Raw genomic sequence first — 22,244 nt, 5'->3', positions numbered from 1 at the left:
GACGTTGATAGGTTGGGTGTGTAAGTGCTGTGAGGCATTGAGCTAACCAATACTAATTGCTCGTGAGGCTTGACCATATAACACCAAAGTGGTTTTACATATATTACGATCCGGTTTAATACTTGATTCACGTTATTTCAAAATGAATTGTTAAAGATCCAAGCATGTCTTCGCGTGTTTTGGTAACGCTGACGAAAGAAAGCGGCCAGAACGAACGCAACCGAATTGCTTGACGATCATAGAGACGTTGAACCACCTGATCCCATCCCGAACTCAGAAGTGAAAAGCGTCATCGCCGATGGTAGTGTGGGGGATCCCATGTGAGAGTAGGTCGTCGTCAAGCTTATAATTAAGAAAGCCCTGATAGCTAACGCTGTCAGGGTTTTTTTATGCCTGAAATAAATGCGAGAGCATAACCCTCCACACCCGTGTGGGGCTCTTATGAAGGAACGCATGTGAGAGTCCCGCAAGGGAATAAGCATAGGTCGTCGTCAAGCTTATAATTAAGAGAAGCCCCATCCTGCTACGCAGGGTGGGTTTTTTTCGTTCTAGCGTTGTAGTTTAAACAGCGTTTCTTGTTCTTCCATTTGCTTGCGCCATCACTTTCTAAAGAGCCGTTCCTCGACGCGTCAGCGCAGATGAAAAACAAGAACCTCTACATTGATTGCGCAGGGTCAGACCCCTTAAAAAGTCGCACAGCGTCCAACCCACCACATCTCTTGATGTTTAAGGGTTCTGACCCTAGTCGTAACCGGCAAACTAGCTGGGCTTTGAAATGCTCTAATCAAGACTCTCTAATCAAGACAGGCATATATAAAAGTTAATGAATACAGTGCTTTATGTTTTCATCGAGATTAATCACGCCAGATGTGCAGGGTCAGACCCCTTAAAAAGTCGCACAGCGCTCAACCAGCCACATCTCTCGATGTTTAAGGGCTCTGACCCTAGTCGCAACCGGAAAACTAGCTAACGCTAAATTGTTTAAAGGTATCTGACCCCTTTTACTTCAGGTCAGCTTCTATGACACTCTGGTCACCAGCAATTGCTCAACCCGAATGCCGTCTAGATCTAATACCTCAAATTTGAAGTCTTGGTAGACAAAGGCATCGGTTCGTTTTGGAACGCGTTTTAACTGGTGAATTACAAATCCTGCGATTGTTTCGTATTGATTTCGGTCTGGGAAGGTTTCGATCTCCAAGCTACGCATGACATCGCTAACAGGCGTGAGTCCTTCAATGAGCCATGAGTTGCTGTCGCGTTGGACGATTTGTTCTTCGTCTTGCGGGGTGATTAGGTCGCCCATGAAGCTGCTGAGTAAGTCTTTCACTGTCACTAAGCCGACGACTGTTCCGTACTCGTTCACTATCACTGCAAAGGGCTGAGGAGCGACTTTAAACGCATTTAACGCTTCGGAGAGGGTTAGTGTTTCCGGTAGGTAGAAAATGTCTTTATCGATCTGCGCTGGCGCTATGCTGGCGGGTTCTCCTTTGAGTACCATCCGCAGTATTGCCTTCGATTCAATTACCCCTAAAATTTTATCTAAGTTGCCGTCGCATACTAAAAAGTCATTATGCGGGTGCTCGATGATTTTTTGACTGATGTCTGCGCTGCTTTCTTGCGCGTCAAAATAAATGATTTGTTCGCGGGGGGTCATCGCGCTGCCGATCGTAAGGCTGTCTAATTCAAACACATTACCAATGAGTTGATATTCTTGCTTTTGCAAGCTGCCGTTTTCTGCACCGGCGTCCATCATAGCGACAATATCTTCTGTTGTGACTAATTCTTCGCGCTTAGTTGGCAGGTTTAGAAGGCGTAGTATGGCATTGGTCAAACCATTAAATAAAAACACCAGAGGCGTCAGGATAAGTGTAATCCAGCGCATGGGGGTGACCATTTTGATGGCCACTGCTTCTGGCATTATGATGGCTAGGCGTTTAGGTAATAAATCTGCAAACAAGATAAACAAAGAAGTTAGACATAAGAAAGATAAGGTAAAGCTGATTTGTTCTAATAAGTGGCCCTGATACACTAGGCTGATCAGTCGCTTCATATGTGGGGTGAGTGCTTGCTCACCGATAATGCCACCCATTATAGATATGCCATTCAGTGCAATTTGAATCATCGCAAAAAATGCGCCAGGGTTCTGCTGTAATGACAACACCGCATCTGCTTTGTTATTGCCATCTTCTGCCATCATCCGCAGTTTAATTTTTCTGGCGGCTGCCATGCCAATTTCCGCCATCGCAAACATTGCACTGAGCATAATCAGCAGGCCAATTCCCAATAAATCACTCATAACCACCTCATACATAAAAAAACACTTGAAGCCGTGTTTTGGCACAGTGGAAAAGCGCTGTGAGAATACCCATTGACGACATTTTCTAAATAGAAAACAGTCGCATTATAGAAGTAAATGCACGCTGAGCAACTATTAAAAAGAGATTTAAAATAGGCATAGAGAAAGCCTTATAAACACAGGCTTTTTAGACCTTTTGGGTGTGTTATTCAGATCTTTTCTAAGCGTGATTTTTACTTTCTACGACCAAAGATTTGTTGCTTGGGTATGTGTATTTAGGGCGCTTGCTTCGTTGAGAATCCATTGCTTAATTTCCTTGATAGCGGTTTCATTTCGTCTGGACGTTTTGTATGAAAAGAAAAAGTGCTCATGGGTCTGGATATGGTGTGTTGGAATTCTAACTAATGGGCTGTTTGTGTCCTTTTCGTTAAACATGTAGTCATTCACTAGGGCGATGCCGAGGGAGTGTTTGGCAGCTTCATAAGCCAATAGTAAATGACTAAATTTGTGGAATTTAACATTGCTAGGAATGGCTGAGTTTCGTTCTAGAAACCAGCTCCGCCAGTCTTCCGTATACTCCTTATAAATACCGTAAGAAGTGATAAGCGGGAAACCTTCTAGTAGCTCAGGCTTGCTTTTAAGTTGTTCTTTTAGCTCTTCTGATGTCAAGTTAAGGGTGTTTTTGATCTCTTCATAAAAAGCGTGGCTGCAAACAGGAAATAAGGTTTCCTGATATAAAAGAGTCGACTCGAACCCTCTTTTTTCTTGGTCTGTGGTGATAAAGCAATCTGCTGTTTTGTCAGATAGCTCGGGGGCCCCGTGAGTCATGGTGATGGTTATGTCTAGATTAGGGTGCTTATGTTGTAAGTCTGATAAGCGTGGCATTAGCCAGCAAACAGCAAAAGAACTGTAGACAGCGATTCTTATCTTGGTGTCTTCTTCCCCTCGTATTTGGTTGCTGGCCCGAGCAATATGAGACAGAGAGCTACTGATGGCGTCGAGGTAGTTTTTACCTTCTTGTGTCAGTGTGAGATAGCGTCCTTGGCGCTGAAATAAGCTTTCCCCAAGATAATCTTCGAGCGCTCTAATTTGGTGTGATACGGCGCTTTGGCTGACGTTCAGCTCTGCGGCCGCTCGAGAGAAGCTATTTAATCGAGCGACGGACTCAAAAACGGGTAAGGTTTTTAGTGGCGGAAGCATTTCATTATCCAAAAAACTAATAGTTAATTAGGATATATCATTTTATTGGTGTCGTAATCAATATTACACTGCCGCGATCAGTAATCTTGTTTATACGGTGAGCAGTTATGTCAGGGCGTACTATTGGAAGTGCTATTTTCATTCTTGTATTAGGGAATTTGTTTGCAACTTTCTGTGATGTATTTATCAAGCTTGCAGGAAGTAATGTGCCGATATTCCAGTTTACTTTTATGCGATTGGTGATGATTTGTATCGTATTAACCCCGCTTGCAATAAAGCATGTTTCATCCGATTGTTTTGCAGGGTTCAAGTTGCATTTTATCAGAGGGAATCTGTGGATTTTGGCGAGTATTCTGTTGATAGTTTCATTGTCTGAATTGCCATTAGCGACAGCCAATGCGGTATTTTACATTGCCCCCATCTTAATCGTTCTGTTTGCCGGTATATTTTTTAAAGAGAAAATTACCCTAGGTGTTATGTGTGCGGCTTTGTCTGGTTTCATGGGGGTGCTTATTATCTTAAGGCCAACCGATATTAACTGGGGCATGATAAGTGCCGTTTTGTTTGCCGTTGTATTGGCGACAAACAGTTTGCTCATTCGTAAATTGCCAAAAGAACAGAATTTATTTTTTGGCTTGTTCGTTATGCACCTATGTGCTTTGCCAGTATCTGCAGGTCTAATGCTGTGGGAGGCAGAACCACTAAACTTTGATGGCTTTAGCTATGCGATGGGGTCGGCGATGTGCTCTATTTTATACAGCTTAGCGTGTCTAAAAGGTTATCGTTATGTTGCATCAAGCCAGGTGAGCAGTGCCGAATACTCAGGTTTAGTGTTTGCTGCGTTACTAGGTTGGTTGATGTTCGGTGAGTCTATCGATGTGTTTTTAATAATTGGCACTCTGTTTATTGTTCTACCCTTGGTGCTGTTAAGTCATAGGGATATGAAAAAACGCAAGGCAGAAGAGCGTTTGTCTGTGGTTCGCGCTCAGCTTGATGCAGGCTGAGTAAGCGTTTGGATCATTTGTTCTGTCATGGCTTGAATGTCATTTCGATCTAAATAGATACCATCAATGAGTAATCGGCTTAATCCGTGCAAGCTAGCCCAGCTGGCTTGCCCGACTCTTAAAGCGGAATTGTTGCTGGGTAATACCCTGTCTTCTTGAAGCTGCTCTACCCAGTCCAACCAGCGTTTAAAAGTCTGCTTTGATGCGTCTTTTAGGCTGCTCGTTGGCGTTCCTGTTTTCCAAATCAAGCGTCCATACATGAGGTCATACACTTCGCGTTGGGTGTCCGCAAATTCAATGTACTGATAGACATAGCGATGAAAGCGCTTTTCGGATGCTTCATGGCTGGAGAGTAGTGATTGCAGCCTGGCCTCTTGCGCTTTGAAGCCAGCTTCAGCAATGGCGCATAAGAGTTCATTTTTGTCTTTAAAGTGGTGATAGGGTGCGGTTCTAGACACCCCCACTTTGTCGGCTAATTTGCGCATGGATAAGCCCTCGACGCCTTCTTCTTGAAGTATGTCTGAGGCCGCTTTGATAAGGGAGCTTATCAGGTCGCCGTGATGGTAGGTTTTCTTTTGAATTGTCATGTGAAGATTAAAACGTCTAATCTTGACAGTGTCAAAATAAAATTCTATCTTGACGTTGTCTAGATTTGGTTTTACACCATTTCCAAATGAACAATAACAATATAAAAGCTGGGCAGCCTATATGAGTCATTCACAGTATCCGCATCTCTTTACCCCTTTAGATCTGGGGTTCACGCAGTTAAAAAACCGCATCATCATGGGGTCAATGCACCTTGGGTTAGAGGAAATGAAAGGGGGATTTGAACGCATGGCCGCGTTTTATGCTGAGCGGGCAAAAGGCGGTGTTTCTCTTATTGTGACTGGTGGTATAGGGCCTAATTCTGAAGGCGCTGTGCACGCAAGTGCCGCGTTGATGGCATCGCAAGCGGATGCAGAAAATCATCGGGTGATTACTCAAGCGGTGCATGATCAAGGCGGTAAAATCTGCATGCAGATCTTGCATACAGGTCGTTATGCTTACAACCCTAAACTGGTCGCACCTTCAGCGCTACAGGCACCGATCAATCCATTTCCACCGCACCCACTCAGTGATGAAGAGATTTATCAACAGATTGATGACTTTGTTAATGCCGCAGTGCTTGCTCAAAAAGCAGGTTACGATGGTGTTGAAGTCATGGGCTCTGAGGGGTATTTGTTAAACCAATTTGTGGTATCTAGAACCAATCATCGAGAGGATGGTTGGGGTGGAGAGTATGAACATCGTATTCGTCTACCTGTAGAAATTGTCCATCGGATTCGTCAAGCGGTCGGCGACGAATTTATTATTATCTACCGTTTGTCTATGCTCGATTTGGTTGACCAAGGCAGCAACCTTGAGGAAATTATTCAGCTGGGTTTGGCCATTGAAAATGCCGGTGCTTCGATTATTAATACTGGCATAGGCTGGCATGAAGCAAGAATCCCAACCATAGCGACTAAGGTGCCTAGGGCAGCGTTTACTTGGGTGACGGCAAAGCTAAAAGAATCGTTAAATGTGCCTCTGATCACGTCAAATCGGATCAATATGCCGGATGTGGCTGAGGAAGTATTAGCACGAGGCGATGCGGATCTTGTTTCTATGGCGCGTCCTTTTCTGGCCGACCCTGAGTTCGTTGAAAAAGCAGAGCAGCATAGGGCGGATGAGATCAATACCTGTATTGGTTGTAACCAAGCCTGTCTTGATCATGTGTTCGCCAATAAGCTGACATCGTGTTTGGTAAACCCAAGAGCCTGCCATGAGACAGAGATATTGATCACACCGGCAGAAGTGAAAAAGCGCATTGGCGTGGTTGGTGCAGGCCCTGCCGGATTGGCATTTGCAACGACAGCGGCGAAGCGTGGTCATGATGTGACGCTATTTGATGCCGCCAATGAAATTGGTGGGCAGTTTAATATTGCTAAGCGCATTCCTGGTAAAGGTGAGTTTTATGAAACCTTGCGTTATTACCAGCGTCAATTAGAACTCACCGGTGTGACCGTTAATTTGAACACTAAAGTGGATAGCGCTGTACTCAGCCAATATGACTTTGATGAGGTGGTATTGGCGACGGGAATATTGCCTCGTGATTTGGATATTGATGGCATTGAACACCCAAAAGTATTGAGTTATTTGGATGTGATGAACGGGCACCCAGTTGGTAAACGGGTGGCGGTTATTGGTGCTGGCGGCATTGGTTTTGATATTAGTGAGTACTTGATCCATGAAGAGGCCAAGCCCCAATTAACCATCCCGGCGTTTATGAAGCAATGGGGGGTCGATATGACGTTTAGCGCGCGTGGCGGTGTGGAAGGGGTAAAACCTCAATTTACGCCAGCTGCCCGAGAGGTATTTTTACTGCAGCGTAAGAAATCCAAAGTCGGGGCGAAGCTTGGTAAAACGACCGGTTGGATTCATCGCGCCGAATTACTCAAAAAAGGCGTAACCATGCTTCCTAGTTGCGAGTATCAAAAAATCGATGACGAAGGGTTACACCTATCCGTTGCGGGTGAAGCGCAATGTTTGGCGGTTGATAACGTGGTTATTTGCGCGGGCCAATTACCCAATCAAACGTTAGCGAATGCACTCAATCGTCCGGTTCATCTTGTTGGTGGGGTGGATGTCGCTTCTGAATTAGACGCTAAGCGTGCGATCAAACAGGGCACCTTGTTGGCGTGTTCTTTGTAGCTATTAGGCTAATGACTCGCGACGGCAGTCACTAGGATTACATTAACCGTCGCTTTGCAATAATTCATTTAGATGTTGTAAGCGACTGTTGATTTTTTCTCTATCAAGGTCAATGAAGTTTTGTTGCTTTAACCCGTGTTCGATCATGTGTTTTTGGTGACGGACAAAGGCCCAATGGGAGGGTTCACGAGCTTGTTCAGCGATGCAGGCTAGCCCTTCTAATTGGCGTAAGCACACCGCCAAGCAGTTTGGCGAGTACTGACGTATTTGGTCATATGCGGTGTTTGCGAGCCCTTCAAAAGACGTTACTTTGTAATTTATGCGCTTAACTCCTTCGCGGTCAAACGCGATGCCTTGTGGGAACGTCTCCTGGGTAAGGTCGCAAATCATGGCGGTAAGTTTGTCGACACAGGCGATGGCTGAGTAGGGGTCATTGATGCCCGGAGACAGGGCTCTTAATGCGATTTCGACTAATTGATCGACGGCAAATTCAGGGTCCTGTATTGGGGTTCGTTTGGAACCGAATGTGAAGCAGTCGTGTAAGCTTTTTTCGTCGACAATGGACAGTTCCTTGATTGTTGAGCGCATGCTTGTCTTGCGATTGACGACAAAGTCTCCAGGAGCCACAAGCACTTCAAGATAACCATCTAGTTTACTCATCAAGGCGGTTAATTGATCGTAGTTGATGGCTTGCACATAACCGCATTGAGGGCTTTTTAATAGCAGGGGCGAGGCGCTTTTTGTTGCTATATGATCGTCTTGGGTTGTGCTTTCCTTTTCTTTTTGTTGATCAAAGATTTTCTCGATGCTGTTTTGCAGTTCTGAATAAACGTTGTCGATAATGTGGTCTGATTGGAGATTCTGAGCAACGTGATGAATGAAATAGATGAGCAAAAGAATGCCAAACAGCGTCATCATTGCGGCGCCAGCGATGCTTAAACCTGGTAGAAAAGCTGGCTCGGCGAAGTTATCTGTCATGCGGGTTAAAATCAAACAATAAACAAACAGCGAGATAAACACTCCTAATACAACTTGAGTGCTGATGTCTTCCATGAAATTGCGGATGAGCCGCGGGCCAAACTGAGAAGAAGCATTGGTCAGGGCCACTATGGTAATGGAAAAGGTGATACTCACGACTGTCATCACGCTACTGGCAATGGTGGTGAGCAGGCTGCGAATAATGTCAGGGTCTGAATGATAGAGGAAATGCAGCCAATGAGTACGATGAAGGTCGCTGTATAGATCAATACTGAGCAATAGTGCACAAGTAAACAGAGTGCCTAATAAAATCAAGCAAGGGGTAAACCAGAAGCTGGTTTTGACGGCATCATAGGTTTTTAGCAGTTGAGTGCTGTTTATCATCGACAACAAAAACGCCCCTTACACTGTAGGTTATGTGTGGTTAAGGAGGGAACGAGAAGTGCACTTGCCTCGGTGTGTGAATACCCCCGTTTTTAGTGGCAAGGCGCTAGGTCGCTACATGCCTTCATGAGTCCAGTTATTTTTTCTCATTAGGTTCGCCTGTTTTTAATAGTTTTAACAAATCTTCTCTTTCTAGGCTGCCTTTAAGCGCTAAATCCAATTGGTATTGGTATTTGTTGTTCCAGTCGCGGGTGCCAGAAGTGAGTTTCGTCAGGTCTTCCATCGCGGCTTTCATGACTTTGAGATAGGCTTGAATGTTATTTTCTTGGTCTATCAAGATATTCTTCAGGGCGGTTGAACTGCTGTGTCGTAAATACAGTTTTAATATATCGTTCTCTGCTTTTACCGCTCGAATGGCTTGATTCTGTGAGGCAATGGATTCTTGTAGAGAGCTTAGTTGTTGCTTTAGGTTATTTTCCGGTTCTTCGGTGGCGACTTGAGTGTCCTTCGGCATGAGAAAATACGTAGTAGCAACAGACGCGGCCACGCTAAAAACAAAGCAGAGAAAAAAAGCGAGTAGGGTCTTTCCGCTTTTTTTGCTGGGAGCACTGTCGTTGCTTGCTTCAACTTCGGCCTTCGCGGCGTCTTTTTTATTTGCCATGTTTTCCTCCAATGGTGCCCTTGTGTGATGGTTGGCGCTTACATTGTTCTATCGGCACCTTGCACTGAGATTTTAGTGTCGTCAAGGTTATGGCTGTTTATTGTGTTTTACAGGGTGTTTCTTTGCCAATTGTTGAAATGTTGAGAATTCAAGGCATTGTTCGAGTCAGTGGTTTAGTTTTTCCTTTACTCCACGTAAAATACGCGCACCGAGATATTGGGATGAATTAATAACCTACTAAAATACTCAGGTAAATACTTGATCAAAACAGTAGGTTTTGTGTATTATTTGTTCTGAATAAATACTCTTAATTGGATAGCTTATGCGCCTGACAACAAAAGGTCGTTATGCCGTAACCGCCATGCTTGATTTGGCGTTACATTCTGATCACGGCCCTGTGTCGTTATCCGATATCTCTAATCGACAAGCAATCTCTTTATCTTACTTAGAGCAACTTTTTGCAAAATTGCGTAAGCAAGCATTGGTGACCAGTGTGCGCGGTCCTGGCGGAGGATACCGTTTAAGCCGAGCTCGTGATGAAATCTTTGTTGCGCAGATTGTTGATGCTGTAAATGAATCTGTCGATGCGACTGGCTGCAAAGGGAAAAGCGATTGCCAGGGCGGCAACACTTGTCTTACACACCATTTGTGGTGTGATTTAAGTGACCAAATACATGATTTCTTAAATCAAATTAGTTTAGAGCAATTAGTGCGGCGAAATGACGTTCGACAGGTTGCTGAACGGCAGAATTCAGAGGGTCGTCAAGCGGCGCGTTCGAGTGAAGATAAAATCAGCGCGGCTATTGTTGGCTAGAGCGACGTAGAAAATTGGTGTGTTTATACCAACGCACCTGTTCCGATAAAAAGTGAGTTTTAATATGACTGAGCAGATAGATAAAGCGCTGGCGCGAGAATATGAAGCCGGGTTTGTGTCTGATGTGGAATCAGAAACGTTTTTGCCAGGATTGGATGAAGATGTCATTCGCCGTATTTCAGGAATGAAGAACGAACCTGAATGGATGCTTGAGTGGCGCCTGAGTGCATTTCGTGAATGGCTAGAGATGGAAGAGCCGGATTGGGCTCATGTGGATTACCCTAAAATCGACTTCCAATCTATTTCTTACTATTCTGCACCAAAAAGTATGAAGGACAAACCTAAGTCATTGGACGAGGTTGACCCTGAACTACTGCGTACCTACGAGAAACTAGGTATTCCTCTCATTGAGCAGCAAATGCTGGCTGGTATTGCGGTCGATGCGGTTTTTGACTCCGTATCGGTTGTTACCACCTTTCGTGACAAGCTAGAAGAAGCGGGTGTTATTTTCTGTCCGATTTCAGAAGCCATTCAAAAATACCCAGAGCTAGTGAAAAAGTACCTAGGTAGTGTGGTTCCGAAAAAAGACAACTATTTCGCAGCGCTAAACTGTGCGGTCTTTACTGATGGTTCTTTTGTGTACATTCCAAAAGGCACGCGTTGCCCAATGGAATTGTCGACGTATTTCCGTATTAATGAACAAAACACCGGTCAATTTGAGCGTACCTTGATTATTGCCGACGAAGGCAGTCATGTGAGCTACCTAGAAGGTTGTACAGCGCCTCAGCGTGATGAAAATCAATTGCACGCCGCGGTGGTTGAGTTGGTTGCGTTGGACGATGCTGAAATCAAATACTCAACGGTACAAAACTGGTATCCAGGCGATGAAGACGGTAAAGGCGGTATTTTTAACTTCGTTACCAAACGAGGCATTTGCCATACCAATGCCAAAATTTCTTGGACACAAGTAGAAACCGGTTCTTCTGTTACTTGGAAATACCCAAGCTGTATTTTGAAAGGTGACAACAGTGTTGGTGAGTTCTACTCCGTTGCCCTGACTCGTGGACGCCAGCAGGCGGATACGGGTACCAAGATGATTCACCTTGGTAAAAATACTCGCTCGACCATTATCTCTAAAGGTATTTCAGCGGGTAAGAGTAACAACAGCTACCGTGGCCTAGTTCGTATGAACCCAGGCGCGAAAGGCGCTCGTAACTTTACCCAGTGTGACTCCTTATTGATCGGCGATCAATGTGGCGCCCATACCTTCCCTTATATTGAAAGCCGTAATCCATCGGCGATCATTGAGCATGAAGCGACGACGTCTAAAGTCAGCGATGAGCAGATGTTTTTATGTCGTCAGCGAGGCTTAGACCCAGAAAAAGCGGTCTCAATGATAGTGAATGGCTTCTGTAAGGAAGTGTTCAAAGAATTACCAATGGAATTTGCCGTTGAAGCGGGCAAGTTACTAGAAATTAGCCTTGAAGGCTCTGTAGGTTAAGGAATTATTGAAGATGTCGAACACGAACAGTTTGTTGACGATCAAAGACTTGTACGCCAGCGTTGAAGATAAGCAAATCATCAAAGGGCTTAATCTAGACATTAAACCAGGCGAAGTTCACGCAATTATGGGCCCAAATGGTGCCGGTAAAAGTACTCTAGGTTATGTGCTATCTGGCCGTGACGGTTACAGTGTGGATGGCGGCAGCGTTGCGTTAGCTGGCCAAGATTTGTTGGAAATGGAAACAGAAGACCGTGCCCGTGCCGGACTTTTCTTGGCTTTCCAATACCCAGTTGAAATCCCTGGTGTGAGTAACCTTGAGTTTCTTAAAGCCTCTGTCGATGCGCAGCGTGAAGCGCGTGGCGAAGAAGCGATTACGTCTGCGGAGTTCTTGAAAGAAGCTAAGATCGCTTGTAAACAAGTGGATTTGCCAGTGTCTTTCTTGAAGCGTGGCGTTAATGAAGGCTTCTCTGGTGGTGAGAAAAAACGTAACGAATTAATGCAAATGCTCCTGCTTAAACCAAAACTGTGCATCCTTGATGAAACAGATTCTGGTTTGGATATTGATGCTTTGCAAGTGGTTGCTGAAGGCGTTAATAGTCAGCGTTCTGCGGATCGCAGCTTTATTGTTGTGACCCATTACCAGCGTCTTTTAGACTACATTAAACCGGACTTTGTTCATGTATTGTCTGATGGCAAAATTGTCAAAAGTGGCGATGCTTCTTTGGCGCATGAGCTAGAAGCACAAGGCTACGCTTGGTTGCAAAAAGCACCAGCTGAAGACGAGCTAGAGGGGTAATGCATGAGTGAATGGTTAGAAAGCGCCATTACTCGAGCGCAAAATCTTGATGATTGGCTTGCTCCTAAACGTGCGCATGCTCTTGAGTTACTAGCGCAAACGAAATGGCCTACACGTAAGACGGAAGCGTGGCGTTATACGCCGCTGCGTCCTGTTGAACGAACTCAAGCGGGCGTTGTTTCTCATGACGTCGATTTGTCACCAGAAGCAATTACTGGGCTTACAGCGATTGAATTGGTGTTTGTGAATGGCAAATTTGATGCAGCACAATCCACTAAAGAGCTACCAGCAGGCTTGCTTGTTTCTTTAGGTCGAAACCTAGACGCTACCCAGCAAGCCGCGGCGTTAAATGCGTTTTCTGCCATTAAACCTGAGCGTCATTTGTTTGGTTTGGTGAACGATGCATTAGCAGAAGATGTGATGATTGTCTCTGTTGCGCAAGGGGTTGAGATTGCTCAGCCGATTCGCATTAGCTCGTTATTGAGTCAAGGGGCAGAGTCCCATACTCGTGTTCAAGTGTCGCTTGCTGACGGTGCTCGTTTGACTGTGATTGAAGACATTCAATCACAAGGTGACACATTAAGTACCGCGTTTGTTGAATACGATATTGCGGCCAATGCGTACTTGGAGCATTACCGTTTTGCGTTGCAAACTGGCAGCAATGTTGCCATTGGTGGCAGTCACTTTAATTTGAGTGATAAATCGAAAATGCACAGCAGCATTGTTGGTTTTGGCAGCGATTTGTCGCGCTTAGATACCGACATCATCCATGGGGGTGAGTTTGCGGACGCTAAGCTGAATGCGATTTACCTGCTCGATGGTAAAGAGTTGTTTGACCTTCATGCGACGGTTGAGCACGCGATGCCTAACGGTACGACCGAAGAGAACGTACGTTGCATCGTCGCTGATCGTGCTCGCGCGGTGTTTAATGGTCGAATTCACATTCATCGTGATGCTCAAAAAACGTTAGCCGCGTTGAATAACCGCAATTTGTTGATGTCAGACAAAGCGGAAATTAATACTAAGCCTGAGTTAGAAATCTACGCTGATGATGTGCGTTGTGCTCATGGTGCGACGGTTGCAGAGATTGATAAGCAAGCACTGTATTACTTGCAAACACGTGGCGTGAGTCGTTCAAAAGCTCAGGTGATGCTCAACTTTGGTTTTATTAACGAGTTGATTGATTTAATGCCAAATGCGGCGTTGGCGGAGTGGGTTCGTCCTATTATTCGTGAACGTTTTGCGCAAATGGAAGTGAAGTAAGCGAGAAACGAATGAGTCTTGATGTAGCAGCTATCCGTGAACAGTTTCCGATTTTAAAACGTGAAATTGATGGTAACCCTCTTGTTTATCTCGACAATGCGGCCACGACCCAGAAGCCGCAATGTGTGATTGATGCTTTGGTTAATTACTATACGACCTGTAATTCCAATGTGCATCGTGGGGCGCATCGTCTTGCGGATGAGGCAACGCGTCATTTCGAAGCGGCTCGTGATATCGTCAAAGACTTCATTAATGCGCCGAAACGCGAAGAAGTCATTTGGACATCTGGTACAACGGAAGGCATCAATATTATTGCCAATGGCTTGGGGCAATTATTGTCTCCAGGCGATGAAGTCATTACCACAGGCATGGATCACCATGCCAATTTGGTGACTTGGCAGCAAGCTTGTAAGGTGTCTGGGGCGACATTAAAAACGGTTCCAGTATTGGATTCTGGTGAACTGGACCAGTCCGCCTACAGTGCTTTGTTGAATGAACGCACTAAATTTGTTGCTTTTCCCCATGTGTCTAATGCGCTTGGTACGGTTAACCCAATCAAAGAAATGACCGCGAAAGCGAAACAGGTCGGCGCTTGGGTGTTGGTGGATGGTGCTCAAGGCGCTGCTCATGGCCGTGTTGATGTGCAAGATATTGGTTGTGATTTTTATGCGTTTTCAGGGCATAAAATTTATGGGCCAATGGGCGTCGGCGCGTTGTGGGGCAAAGCGTCTGTATTGGCGAATTGGCCTGTTTGGCGCACCGGCGGTGAGATGATTTCAACGGTGACTTTGCAAGACGCCACTTGGAATGTTCTGCCGTATCGTTTTGAGGCTGGCACGCCGAACGTCGGTGATGCGATTGCGATGGGCGAAGCAATTCGCTGGTTTAGCGCGCTTGATCAAGAGGCGGTTGCGGCCCATGAAAAAGCCTTGCTGGATCATGCCACGGAACTGGCAGAACAGTTTGAAGGTTTGACCATTATTGGTCAGGCCAAAGAAAAGATTGGTGTGTTGAGCTTTGTGCTAGACCACGGTCATCCAGCGGACATTGGTTTTCTGCTTGACCGTCAGGGAATCGCGGTACGAACCGGCGATCACTGCGCTCAGCCGCTAATGGCGCGCTTTAATGTGCCTGGCACTGCGCGTGCGTCCTTCTCGGTTTATAATACTTTAGAAGAAGTTGATGCCTTATTTGCTGCGCTGAAAAAAGTGCGCACCATGTTGGCTTAGGAGAATTTGATGACAGCAACAACATTTGATCCTGTCTCTAGCGTGTCGTTAACCGCTTCCGCACAGAAATACTTTGCGTCTAAATTGGCAAAACAACCGAATAAATTGATTCGTTTAAGCACCAAAGAAAGTGGCTGTACAGGCTTTTCTTATGTGCTGGACATCGTCGATGGTGCCTCGGAACAAGACACTGTTTTGTCGTTTGGTGACGTTACCTTCGCGGTAGATTCGTCTTCTGCGCAGATGCTAAAGGGAACCGAAATTGATTTGGTTCGCGAAGGCGTTAACGAAGTGGTTAAGTTTAATAATCCTAACGTTGTGGCGGAATGTGGCTGTGGCGAAAGCTTTAGTGTGAGCTGATTCATGCAAAAAATGGTAGTAACACAGCGTGCTTGTCCTGCTCGAAGAGTACCCAGCGGCGAGCCGACAAGCATTCCTGAAGGTCAGTTCATTACAATTAATCAAAGCTTAGGTGGTAATTACACTGTCACGTGGCAAGGCAATATGCTGCGTATTGACGGCACTGATGCAGAGGCAATTGGTCAGCAACCAGAGGTCCTTAATTTCGAAAATTTAGGCTCTGATGAGATTAGCGAAGAGCAAGTCTGGCAGGCACTGAATACGATTTATGACCCGGAAATTCCGATCAGTTTAGTGTCACTTGGTTTGGTTTATAAAGTGGCGCTGGATCAAGCAAGCAAAAATGTACAGATTGATATGACGTTGACGGCACCTGGGTGTGGTATGGGGCCTGTTTTAGTTGGCGATGTGAAATATCGTGTCGCGAAAGTACCGAATGTTGAATCTGTTTCTGTTGAGCTGGTGTTTGATCCGCCTTGGTCTCGTGAAATGATGAGTGAAGAAGCTCAGTTAGAGGCTGGCCTTTTCTTTTAACGCCTTCGGTCAGTTCGTTACATCGAATACAATAAGAAACGGCCTTGGCACTTGCTAAGTGCCGTTTTGTTTTTATAGGCGTTCACTTAATGACACGCCTTTTATTATTTTATCGCGTTTACGCAAAAGAGGGGAGTCATGTCCTTACCAAGCACAGAAGAGATTGTAGACGATCTGTTGTTTTTCGACGATTGGGAAGATAAGTACAAATACATCATTGATTTAGGTAAGTCTTTGCCGGTTTTTGATGATGCTTGGCGCACGCCAGAGCGTTTGGTGAAAGGTTGTCAGAGCAGCGTTTGGATTCAACCAGGCAGTGAGCAAGATGCGGCGAAAGGTGAAGTGTTGACGTTTGCCGTAGACAGTGACGCCATCATTGTTCGTGGTCTATTGGGGTTGGTGTTGGCTGCGCTAAATCATAAAACGCCAGAAGAAATTTTAGCGTTTGATGTGACCGGCTATTTTGAAGAGTTGGATCTTGAACGTCATCTAAGCCCAACGCGTGGCAATGGTTTACGTTCTATCGTTGGTCGCATTCAAAATATTGCTAAATCTGCTGCTTAATTGGCTTAAGCCGTGCTGTTTTCTCGGAGAAAGATATGAATACCCCCGTTTATTTAGATTATTCTGCTACTACGCCAGTTGACCCTAGAGTGGCTGAAAAAATGATGGCTTGCCTGACGCCGGATGGTAATTTTGGCAACCCAGCTTCACGTTCTCATCTATTTGGTTGGCGTGCAGAAGAAGCGGTGGAAGAGGCGAGAATGCAAGTGGCGGCTTTGATTCATGCTGAGTCACGCGAAATTGTGTGGACCTCAGGGGCAACAGAAGCCAATAACTTGGCGCTGAAAGGCGTGGCGCATGCTTATCGTCAAAAAGGGCGCCATATCATCACATCGATGATAGAGCACAAAGCCGTATTGGACCCTTGCAAGCAACTTGAAAAAGAAGGCTTTGAAGTCACCTATTTAAAGCCAGACAGTCACGGTGTTATTGCGTTAAGTCAGGTTCAAGAAGCGCTTCGCGAAGACACCATTTTAGTGTCTTTGATGCACGGCAATAATGAACTTGGCGTATTAACTGACATTGCTGCGATTGGTGAGTTAACGCGAGCTAATGGTGTGTTTCTTCATGTGGATGCTGCTCAAACCACGGGTAAAGTTGCCATTGATGTGAACTCAATGAAAGTGGATTTGATGTCTCTAACCGCCCATAAAACTTATGGTCCAAAAGGCATTGGCGCCTTGTATGTACGTCGTACCCCAAAAGTGAAACTGGATGCACAGATTCATGGTGGTGGTCACGAGCGTGGCATGCGTTCGGGTACATTAGCGACCCATCAAATCGTTGGTATGGGCGAAGCTTTTCGTTTGGCGGGCGAGGAAATGGAGCAAGACTGTGCTCGTATTGAAGCCTTGCGAAATCGTTTATGGAACGCTTTAAATGCATTGCCTGGCGTCCATTTGAACGGGGACGCTGACGCGCGCGTTGCAGGGGTATTGAATGTGGGTTTTGCGGATGTTGATGGCGAAATTTTACTGATGTCGTTAACGGACATTGCTGTCTCGTCTGGTTCTGCTTGTACTTCGGCAAGCTTGGAGCCGTCTTATGTGTTGCGAGCCATTGGCTTGTCTGATGCTTTGGCGCACAGTTCATTGCGCTTGTCGGTTGGGCGCTTTACCACAGAAGCGGAAGTGGATTTTGCCGCGACAACGATAAAAAACGCAGTGAGTAAGCTTAGATAAGATGGAATTGCTCGAAAAGCGTCTTTTAAATACGATATAACAAAAGAAAACGCGTTTCGGCATACAATTTTAACAAAGAGATGCGTATAATCCACGCGCTGAACTTTTATGTCTTGGGTCATGTTAAACATCACCCTTTTGAATTTAATTTGGAGTTATATCATGGCGTTGGAACGTACTCTTTCTATCATCAAACCAGATGCTGTTGCGAAAAACGTAATTGGCGAAATCTACACTCGTTTCGAGCGTGCTGGTCTTAAAATCGTTGAAGCTAAAATGGTTCAACTAGACGACGAATTGGCTGGCGGTTTTTACGCTGAGCACAAAGAACGTCCTTTCTACAAAGACTTGGTTGGTTTCATGACTTCTGGTCCTGTTGTTGTTTCTGTTCTTGAAGGTGAAGGCGCTGTTCTTCGTCACCGTGAACTAATGGGTGCTACTAACCCTAAAGAAGCGGCTGCTGGCACTTTGCGTGCAGATTACGCAACTTCTATCGATGCTAACGCTGTACACGGTTCTGATTCTGTTGAATCAGCAGCTCGTGAAATTGCTTACTTCTTCGGTAAGTAATTGACAGCTAGGACTTTTATGTCCGAACTGATTTGTAAAAGCGGGCGCTAGCCCGCTTTTTTACAGAGGCTTCTGAAAAGACCTTTCTTTTCAGAGGCTTTTTTCGTTTACACTTAATGCTATACACAGCAAGCGATATTTATTATGACTGACATCAAAAAAATAAACCTATTGGGTTTATCTCCTGAAAAACTGATCGAGTATTTTGAATCCATCGGTGAGAAAAAATTCCGTGCCACTCAAGTGATGAAATGGATTCATCAAAAGGGCGCTGAAAGTTTCGAAGAAATGACGGATGTCAGTAAGGTGCTGCGCGCAAAATTGGAAAAGACGTGCGAAATTCGCGCTCCAGAGATTGTTTCTCAAAACATTTCAACAGACGGAACACGTAAGTGGATCATCCGCACGGAAGGTGGCAAGAACGATTGTGTTGAGACGGTATTGATCCCTGATGGTGATCGTGCAACCTTGTGTGTGTCTTCTCAGGTTGGTTGCTCTTTGGATTGCAGTTTTTGCTCCACGGGTAAACAGGGCTTTAACCGTAACTTAACACCGGCTGAGATTATTGGTCAGGTGTGGATTGCGATTAAATCCTTTGGCCCAATGGACCCAAATGGTCCTCGCCGCGTGACGAACGTCGTCATGATGGGCATGGGTGAGCCACTGATGAACTTTGAGCCTGTTGTCGATGCGATGATACTGATGATGCACGACAACGCGTATGGCTTGTCTAAGCGTCGTGTTACTTTGAGCACCTCTGGTGTGGTGCCAAAAATTTACGAGTTGGTAAAGCGTACCGATGTGTCACTGGCGATTTCTTTGCACGCACCCAATGATGCGCTGCGTAATGAACTTGTGCCTATTAACAAAAAATACCCTATTGCTGAGTTGATTGAATCCTGCCAGCATTATTTGGCTAATTTGCCGGATAAACGCCACATCACGATTGAATACACCTTGATGTCGGGGGTGAACGACAACGAAAATCAGGCCCATGAGTTGGCGGAGTTGCTTCAAGAGTTGGAGTGTAAAATCAATTTGATACCATTCAACCCTTTCCCAAATTCGGGTTATGAAAAGCCATCTAATAATCGTACTCGTCGTTTCCAGAAAATTTTGGCTGACGCAGGCTATACTGTAACCGTGCGAACGACCCGTGGTGATGATATTGATGCGGCGTGTGGCCAATTAGTTGGTGACTTTCACGATAAGACACGTCGTAGTCAAAAGTACATAGAGTTGCGTGAAGTAAAGAGTTAAGCGGATCGTTCCGAAACTCCTGTAATGTAAGACAAGGATGTCTTCATGAAAAAACACCTAGTGATGGCAATGCTGCTCAGCGCATTATTGCTTTCTGCTTGTGCTTACCAGCCTGTTAGCCAGAGTACCCACAAACATTCCGATCAAAAACGCTTGTCCTTGATACAGGCGCATCTTTTGTTGGGTCAGTTGCCATTGGCAAAATCCCAATTGGATCAAATTACAGACCAAAATCGACGTCGAGAGTATTGGCGTTTATTGAGTCTATACTGGCTGCAAGTGGGTGATGAGAGCAAAGCGTTAGATGCACACCGGCAAGGTTTGCAGCGATTTCCTAATGATGATTTTTTATTGAACAACTTTGGTGTTTTATTAGGGGCAAAACGACAGTGGTCCGAGGCCTGTCTGGCTTTTCAAAAGGCGGCCCAAAATGGCTTGTCAACAAGGCAATCCGTGTGGATTAACCTCTCTCGCTGTGCGATACGTCAAGATGACGTAAAAAAGGCGTGGAAGGATCTAAAACGAGCAAAAGAAATCGCGCATTTGCCGCTTATTGGTTTGATGACTGAGCTTAATCTTGTTTTAATACAGGGTAACCTTAGTAAGGCTCGCCTCATTTTAAATAATATCCAGGCTGAAACTAGAAATACGCAAAACACAGCGTATTTTGATGAATATAACTGTCTGTCGCGGCAGATCATCGCACGCGAAACTGACCCTACAATTTATTCATCCGCGAGCACTTCGATATGCTTGGATAGCTCAAGGTATTAACATGACAACTGAATTCCAAACTGATGTTTCTTTTAACGACAGCGACACCGCAAACATTGATATCGGTAAGAGTCTTAAAGCCGCGCGAGTTGAGCGTCATTTAGATGAAAGGCAAGTTTCTACCGAATTAAAAATTCCAATCGACCAAGTGAGGGCGTTGGAAGACAATCAGTTTGATTATTTTAGATCTGCGACCTTTGCTAGGGGGTATCTTAAGGGCTATTGCCGTCTGGTAGGTCTGGATGTAAACCTGATGTTAGCGGCGTTCGATTCGCTCACCACCGCCAAAGCGGAATCTAATATTAAACCGGTCGATAAGGTCATCAATAAGCAAGCAGGCTTTGGTGATCCTTTTGTTATTCTTATCTCCATTGTTATTATTGCCGTCTTGGTTTTTTTAGCGTTTTGGTGGCCTTCCTTTTCAAATAATAACTCGGCAGTGATTGAAAAAAATGCCGCCGCGGATCAAGGTGTCGAAGAGCAAAGCTCGGTAGATACATCCATGCCTGCTTTGGCTCCCTCTGCGACCTCTAACGAGGCTGCAGCGACCACTGAACCAGAAGCTTCTGTTGCTCAAGATTCGGATGATTCCGCCGTCAATAAAGCCGCCGCAGAAGAAGAGTTGCCGGTCGCTGATAATGCGGTCACGACTGGGCTGTCTGCGGAAACCATTGCGATCCTAGAAAAAGCGGGTGTTAATCCCCAAAAAGTCGAAGAAGCAACAAAAGATGTGCCTACAGAGCAAGTTGTCAGTACGCCTCAAGCTCCCCTTTATAAAAACGACATAGAAATGGCGTTTGATGCGGATTGCTGGACTGAGATTCGAGACAGTACCGGTAAAATTTTATACTCAGGTGTGAAAGCCGCAGGCAGTAAATTAGAGGTTACCGGTAGCGCGCCTTATCGTGTTGTTATTGGTTACGCTCGTGGTGTTTCCTCATTTAAATTTAAAGGTGAAGTCTACGACTTCTCCTCATATACTCACAAAGATCTGGCTCGCTTTGAGCTCAAGTAGAGAAAACTATGCATTTTGAATCGCCAATAAAACGTCGTCAATCACGTCAAATTATGGTGGGGAATGTGCCAGTTGGTGGCGGCGCCCCTATTAGTGTTCAGAGTATGACGAACACTGAAACCTGCGATGTTGATGCCACAGTCGCTCAAATAAGAGCCATCGCCGATGCTGGTGGTGACATTGTACGTGTGTCTATTCCTTCCATGGATGCGGCAGAAGCCTTTAAGCAAATTCGTAAGCAAGTGTCTGTGCCACTGGTTGCCGATATCCATTTTGATTATAAAATTGCTCTCAAAGTGGCTGAATACGGGGTCGATTGCTTACGTATCAACCCAGGTAATATTGGTAATAAAGACCGAATTCGATCGGTTGTTGATTGCGCTCGAGACAAAAACATCCCGATTCGAATTGGTGTGAATGCAGGATCATTAGAAAAAGACTTGCAGAAAAAGTACGGTGAACCTACGCCTGATGCTTTGGTTGAGTCGGCTTTTCGTCAACTTCAGTATTTTGATGAATTGGATTTCCATGAGTACAAGTTAAGCCTTAAAGCGTCGGATATTTTTATGACGGTTGAGGCCTATCGCAAAATCGCCAGTCAAATTGATAACCCGTTGCATTTAGGGATTACAGAAGCCGGCGGCTTGCGTTCAGGTACGGTGAAGTCGTCTATCGGCCTAGGGCTTTTGTTGATGGATGGCATTGGCGACACATTGCGAGTGTCTCTGGCGGCCGACCCTGTACAAGAAATAAAAGTCGGTTGGGACATGTTGCGCAGTCTTAAATTGCGTAACCGCGGCATTAACTTTATTGCCTGCCCAAGCTGCTCGCGTCAAAACTTTGATGTGATTAAAACCATGAATCAGCTTGAAGAGCGATTAGAAGATATCGTCATTCCAATGGACGTCGCTGTGATTGGTTGTGTGGTAAATGGGCCTGGTGAAGCAAAAGAAGCGGACATAGGTCTTGCTGGTGGTTCGCCAAATAACCTAGTGTATTTGGATGGCAAACCGAACAGCAAATTCAAGAATGAAACATTAGTTGACGATCTTGAAAAAATGATTCGTCAGAAGGCTAAAACTAAAGAACGTGAGATGGCGAACATCATCGCTAAAAATTAAGGAATT

General features: G+C 45.2%; 21 protein-coding genes and 2 rRNA genes. 18 read left to right on the top strand and 5 right to left on the bottom strand.

The features are described from left to right. Positions 1–77, top strand: a 23S ribosomal RNA gene (locus ACIGBN_RS06160); the annotation flags it as partial. Positions 78–228: 151 nt separating this feature from the next. Beyond that, positions 229–343 (top strand): 5S ribosomal RNA (gene rrf, locus ACIGBN_RS06155). Positions 344–1,018: 675 nt separating this feature from the next. Here rrf and ACIGBN_RS06150 read toward each other — a convergent pair. Next, on the bottom strand, positions 1,019–2,296 hold the full coding sequence (locus ACIGBN_RS06150; RefSeq protein WP_396664270.1) for a hemolysin family protein: 1,278 nt from the start codon (positions 2,294–2,296) through the stop codon (positions 1,019–1,021). 240 nt (positions 2,297–2,536) lie between these two features. Beyond that, positions 2,537–3,496, bottom strand: coding sequence for a LysR family transcriptional regulator (locus ACIGBN_RS06145; protein ID WP_396664268.1), 960 nt, complete (start codon positions 3,494–3,496; stop codon positions 2,537–2,539). Between the two features lie 107 nt (positions 3,497–3,603). On the opposite strand from ACIGBN_RS06145, the gene ACIGBN_RS06140 reads away from it, so the two are divergent. Then, a complete protein-coding gene (locus ACIGBN_RS06140; protein ID WP_396664266.1) occupies positions 3,604–4,500 on the top strand; it encodes a DMT family transporter in 897 nt (298 codons plus the stop codon). Here ACIGBN_RS06140 and ACIGBN_RS06135 read toward each other — a convergent pair. Next, positions 4,482–5,087 (bottom strand): TetR/AcrR family transcriptional regulator, encoded by a 606-nt coding sequence (locus ACIGBN_RS06135; protein WP_133002786.1) that lies wholly within the window; start codon positions 5,085–5,087, stop codon positions 4,482–4,484. The two genes, ACIGBN_RS06140 and ACIGBN_RS06135, sit on opposite strands and share 19 nt — an antisense overlap. Positions 5,088–5,208: 121 nt before the next feature. On the opposite strand from ACIGBN_RS06135, the gene ACIGBN_RS06130 reads away from it, so the two are divergent. After that, positions 5,209–7,230, top strand: coding sequence for an FAD-dependent oxidoreductase (locus tag ACIGBN_RS06130; RefSeq protein WP_396664264.1), 2,022 nt, complete (start codon positions 5,209–5,211; stop codon positions 7,228–7,230). Positions 7,231–7,272: 42 nt separating this feature from the next. On the opposite strand, the gene ACIGBN_RS06125 is transcribed toward ACIGBN_RS06130, so the two are convergent. Together ACIGBN_RS06125 and ACIGBN_RS06120 are read right to left on the bottom strand one after the other, a co-directional pair. Then, positions 7,273–8,592 (bottom strand): DUF2254 domain-containing protein, encoded by a 1,320-nt coding sequence (locus ACIGBN_RS06125; protein ID WP_243712021.1) that lies wholly within the window; start codon positions 8,590–8,592, stop codon positions 7,273–7,275. 136 nt (positions 8,593–8,728) lie between these two features. After that, complete coding sequence (locus ACIGBN_RS06120) at positions 8,729–9,253, bottom strand: hypothetical protein (protein WP_396664262.1); 525 nt, start codon at positions 9,251–9,253, stop codon at positions 8,729–8,731. A gap of 322 nt (positions 9,254–9,575) precedes the next feature. On the opposite strand from ACIGBN_RS06120, the gene iscR reads away from it, so the two are divergent. From iscR to ispG, 14 genes are all read left to right on the top strand, one after another. After that, the gene (iscR, locus tag ACIGBN_RS06115) at positions 9,576–10,067 is read left to right on the top strand and encodes a Fe-S cluster assembly transcriptional regulator IscR (RefSeq protein WP_133002790.1); all 492 of its coding nucleotides are present in this window, start codon (positions 9,576–9,578) and stop codon (positions 10,065–10,067) included. A gap of 64 nt (positions 10,068–10,131) precedes the next feature. Further along, positions 10,132–11,568: a Fe-S cluster assembly protein SufB gene (sufB, locus tag ACIGBN_RS06110; RefSeq protein WP_133002791.1), complete on the top strand. Its 1,437-nt coding sequence runs from the start codon at positions 10,132–10,134 to the stop codon at positions 11,566–11,568. A 13-nt stretch (positions 11,569–11,581) separates the two neighbouring features. Then, a complete protein-coding gene (gene sufC / locus ACIGBN_RS06105) occupies positions 11,582–12,367 on the top strand; it encodes a Fe-S cluster assembly ATPase SufC (RefSeq protein WP_133002792.1) in 786 nt (261 codons plus the stop codon). 3 nt (positions 12,368–12,370) lie between these two features. Further along, positions 12,371–13,630 (top strand): Fe-S cluster assembly protein SufD, encoded by a 1,260-nt coding sequence (sufD, locus tag ACIGBN_RS06100; RefSeq protein ID WP_133002793.1) that lies wholly within the window; start codon positions 12,371–12,373, stop codon positions 13,628–13,630. 11 nt (positions 13,631–13,641) lie between these two features. Next, on the top strand, positions 13,642–14,859 hold the full coding sequence (locus tag ACIGBN_RS06095) for an aminotransferase class V-fold PLP-dependent enzyme (RefSeq protein WP_396664258.1): 1,218 nt from the start codon (positions 13,642–13,644) through the stop codon (positions 14,857–14,859). Positions 14,860–14,868: 9 nt separating this feature from the next. Beyond that, complete coding sequence (locus ACIGBN_RS06090) at positions 14,869–15,219, top strand: iron-sulfur cluster assembly accessory protein (RefSeq protein ID WP_133002795.1); 351 nt, start codon at positions 14,869–14,871, stop codon at positions 15,217–15,219. 3 nt (positions 15,220–15,222) lie between these two features. Next, entirely contained in the window at positions 15,223–15,753 is a 531-nt protein-coding gene (gene sufT / locus ACIGBN_RS06085) for a putative Fe-S cluster assembly protein SufT (RefSeq protein WP_133002796.1), read from the top strand. Positions 15,754–15,891: 138 nt separating this feature from the next. Further along, a complete protein-coding gene (locus tag ACIGBN_RS06080; RefSeq protein WP_133002797.1) occupies positions 15,892–16,317 on the top strand; it encodes a SufE family protein in 426 nt (141 codons plus the stop codon). Between the two features lie 35 nt (positions 16,318–16,352). After that, positions 16,353–17,498, top strand: a complete 1,146-nt coding sequence (locus ACIGBN_RS06075; RefSeq protein WP_396664255.1) for an IscS subfamily cysteine desulfurase — start codon at positions 16,353–16,355, stop codon at positions 17,496–17,498. A 162-nt stretch (positions 17,499–17,660) separates the two neighbouring features. Beyond that, complete coding sequence (gene ndk, locus ACIGBN_RS06070) at positions 17,661–18,068, top strand: nucleoside-diphosphate kinase (RefSeq protein ID WP_133002799.1); 408 nt, start codon at positions 17,661–17,663, stop codon at positions 18,066–18,068. 144 nt (positions 18,069–18,212) lie between these two features. Continuing rightward, on the top strand, positions 18,213–19,328 hold the full coding sequence (gene rlmN, locus ACIGBN_RS06065; RefSeq protein WP_133002800.1) for a 23S rRNA (adenine(2503)-C(2))-methyltransferase RlmN: 1,116 nt from the start codon (positions 18,213–18,215) through the stop codon (positions 19,326–19,328). A gap of 45 nt (positions 19,329–19,373) precedes the next feature. Next, positions 19,374–20,102, top strand: coding sequence for a hypothetical protein (locus ACIGBN_RS06060; RefSeq protein WP_396664253.1), 729 nt, complete (start codon positions 19,374–19,376; stop codon positions 20,100–20,102). 1 nt (position 20,103) lies between these two features. Next, on the top strand, positions 20,104–21,117 hold the full coding sequence (locus ACIGBN_RS06055) for a RodZ domain-containing protein (protein ID WP_396664251.1): 1,014 nt from the start codon (positions 20,104–20,106) through the stop codon (positions 21,115–21,117). 8 nt (positions 21,118–21,125) lie between these two features. Continuing rightward, entirely contained in the window at positions 21,126–22,238 is a 1,113-nt protein-coding gene (ispG, locus tag ACIGBN_RS06050; protein ID WP_133002801.1) for a flavodoxin-dependent (E)-4-hydroxy-3-methylbut-2-enyl-diphosphate synthase, read from the top strand. Positions 22,239–22,244 lie beyond the last annotated feature (6 nt).

The sequence above is a fragment of the Marinomonas sp. NPDC078689 genome (assembly GCF_044542435.1).
GTDB classification, from domain to species: domain Bacteria; phylum Pseudomonadota; class Gammaproteobacteria; order Pseudomonadales; family Marinomonadaceae; genus Marinomonas; species Marinomonas arenicola.
The sequence above is the reverse complement of the archived record's forward strand: the minus strand, read 5'-3'. Positions and strand labels throughout refer to the sequence as shown.

Bases quoted from the DNA above. Each gene is read 5' to 3' on its own strand.
- ACIGBN_RS06150 (WP_396664270.1), bottom strand. From the start codon at position 2,296: ATGAGTGATTTATTGGGAATTGGCCTGCTGATTATGCTCAGTGCAATG.
- ACIGBN_RS06145 (WP_396664268.1), bottom strand. From the start codon at position 3,496: ATGCTTCCGCCACTAAAAACCTTACCCGTTTTTGAGTCCGTCGCTCGA.
- ACIGBN_RS06140 (WP_396664266.1), top strand. From the start codon at position 3,604: ATGTCAGGGCGTACTATTGGAAGTGCTATTTTCATTCTTGTATTAGGG.
- ACIGBN_RS06135 (WP_133002786.1), bottom strand. From the start codon at position 5,087: ATGACAATTCAAAAGAAAACCTACCATCACGGCGACCTGATAAGCTCC.
- ACIGBN_RS06130 (WP_396664264.1), top strand. From the start codon at position 5,209: ATGAGTCATTCACAGTATCCGCATCTCTTTACCCCTTTAGATCTGGGG.
- ACIGBN_RS06125 (WP_243712021.1), bottom strand. From the start codon at position 8,592: ATGATAAACAGCACTCAACTGCTAAAAACCTATGATGCCGTCAAAACC.
- ACIGBN_RS06120 (WP_396664262.1), bottom strand. From the start codon at position 9,253: ATGGCAAATAAAAAAGACGCCGCGAAGGCCGAAGTTGAAGCAAGCAAC.
- iscR (WP_133002790.1), top strand. From the start codon at position 9,576: ATGCGCCTGACAACAAAAGGTCGTTATGCCGTAACCGCCATGCTTGAT.
- sufB (WP_133002791.1), top strand. From the start codon at position 10,132: ATGACTGAGCAGATAGATAAAGCGCTGGCGCGAGAATATGAAGCCGGG.
- sufC (WP_133002792.1), top strand. From the start codon at position 11,582: ATGTCGAACACGAACAGTTTGTTGACGATCAAAGACTTGTACGCCAGC.
- sufD (WP_133002793.1), top strand. From the start codon at position 12,371: ATGAGTGAATGGTTAGAAAGCGCCATTACTCGAGCGCAAAATCTTGAT.
- ACIGBN_RS06095 (WP_396664258.1), top strand. From the start codon at position 13,642: ATGAGTCTTGATGTAGCAGCTATCCGTGAACAGTTTCCGATTTTAAAA.
- ACIGBN_RS06090 (WP_133002795.1), top strand. From the start codon at position 14,869: ATGACAGCAACAACATTTGATCCTGTCTCTAGCGTGTCGTTAACCGCT.
- sufT (WP_133002796.1), top strand. From the start codon at position 15,223: ATGCAAAAAATGGTAGTAACACAGCGTGCTTGTCCTGCTCGAAGAGTA.
- ACIGBN_RS06080 (WP_133002797.1), top strand. From the start codon at position 15,892: ATGTCCTTACCAAGCACAGAAGAGATTGTAGACGATCTGTTGTTTTTC.
- ACIGBN_RS06075 (WP_396664255.1), top strand. From the start codon at position 16,353: ATGAATACCCCCGTTTATTTAGATTATTCTGCTACTACGCCAGTTGAC.
- ndk (WP_133002799.1), top strand. From the start codon at position 17,661: ATGGCGTTGGAACGTACTCTTTCTATCATCAAACCAGATGCTGTTGCG.
- rlmN (WP_133002800.1), top strand. From the start codon at position 18,213: ATGACTGACATCAAAAAAATAAACCTATTGGGTTTATCTCCTGAAAAA.
- ACIGBN_RS06060 (WP_396664253.1), top strand. From the start codon at position 19,374: ATGAAAAAACACCTAGTGATGGCAATGCTGCTCAGCGCATTATTGCTT.
- ACIGBN_RS06055 (WP_396664251.1), top strand. From the start codon at position 20,104: ATGACAACTGAATTCCAAACTGATGTTTCTTTTAACGACAGCGACACC.
- ispG (WP_133002801.1), top strand. From the start codon at position 21,126: ATGCATTTTGAATCGCCAATAAAACGTCGTCAATCACGTCAAATTATG.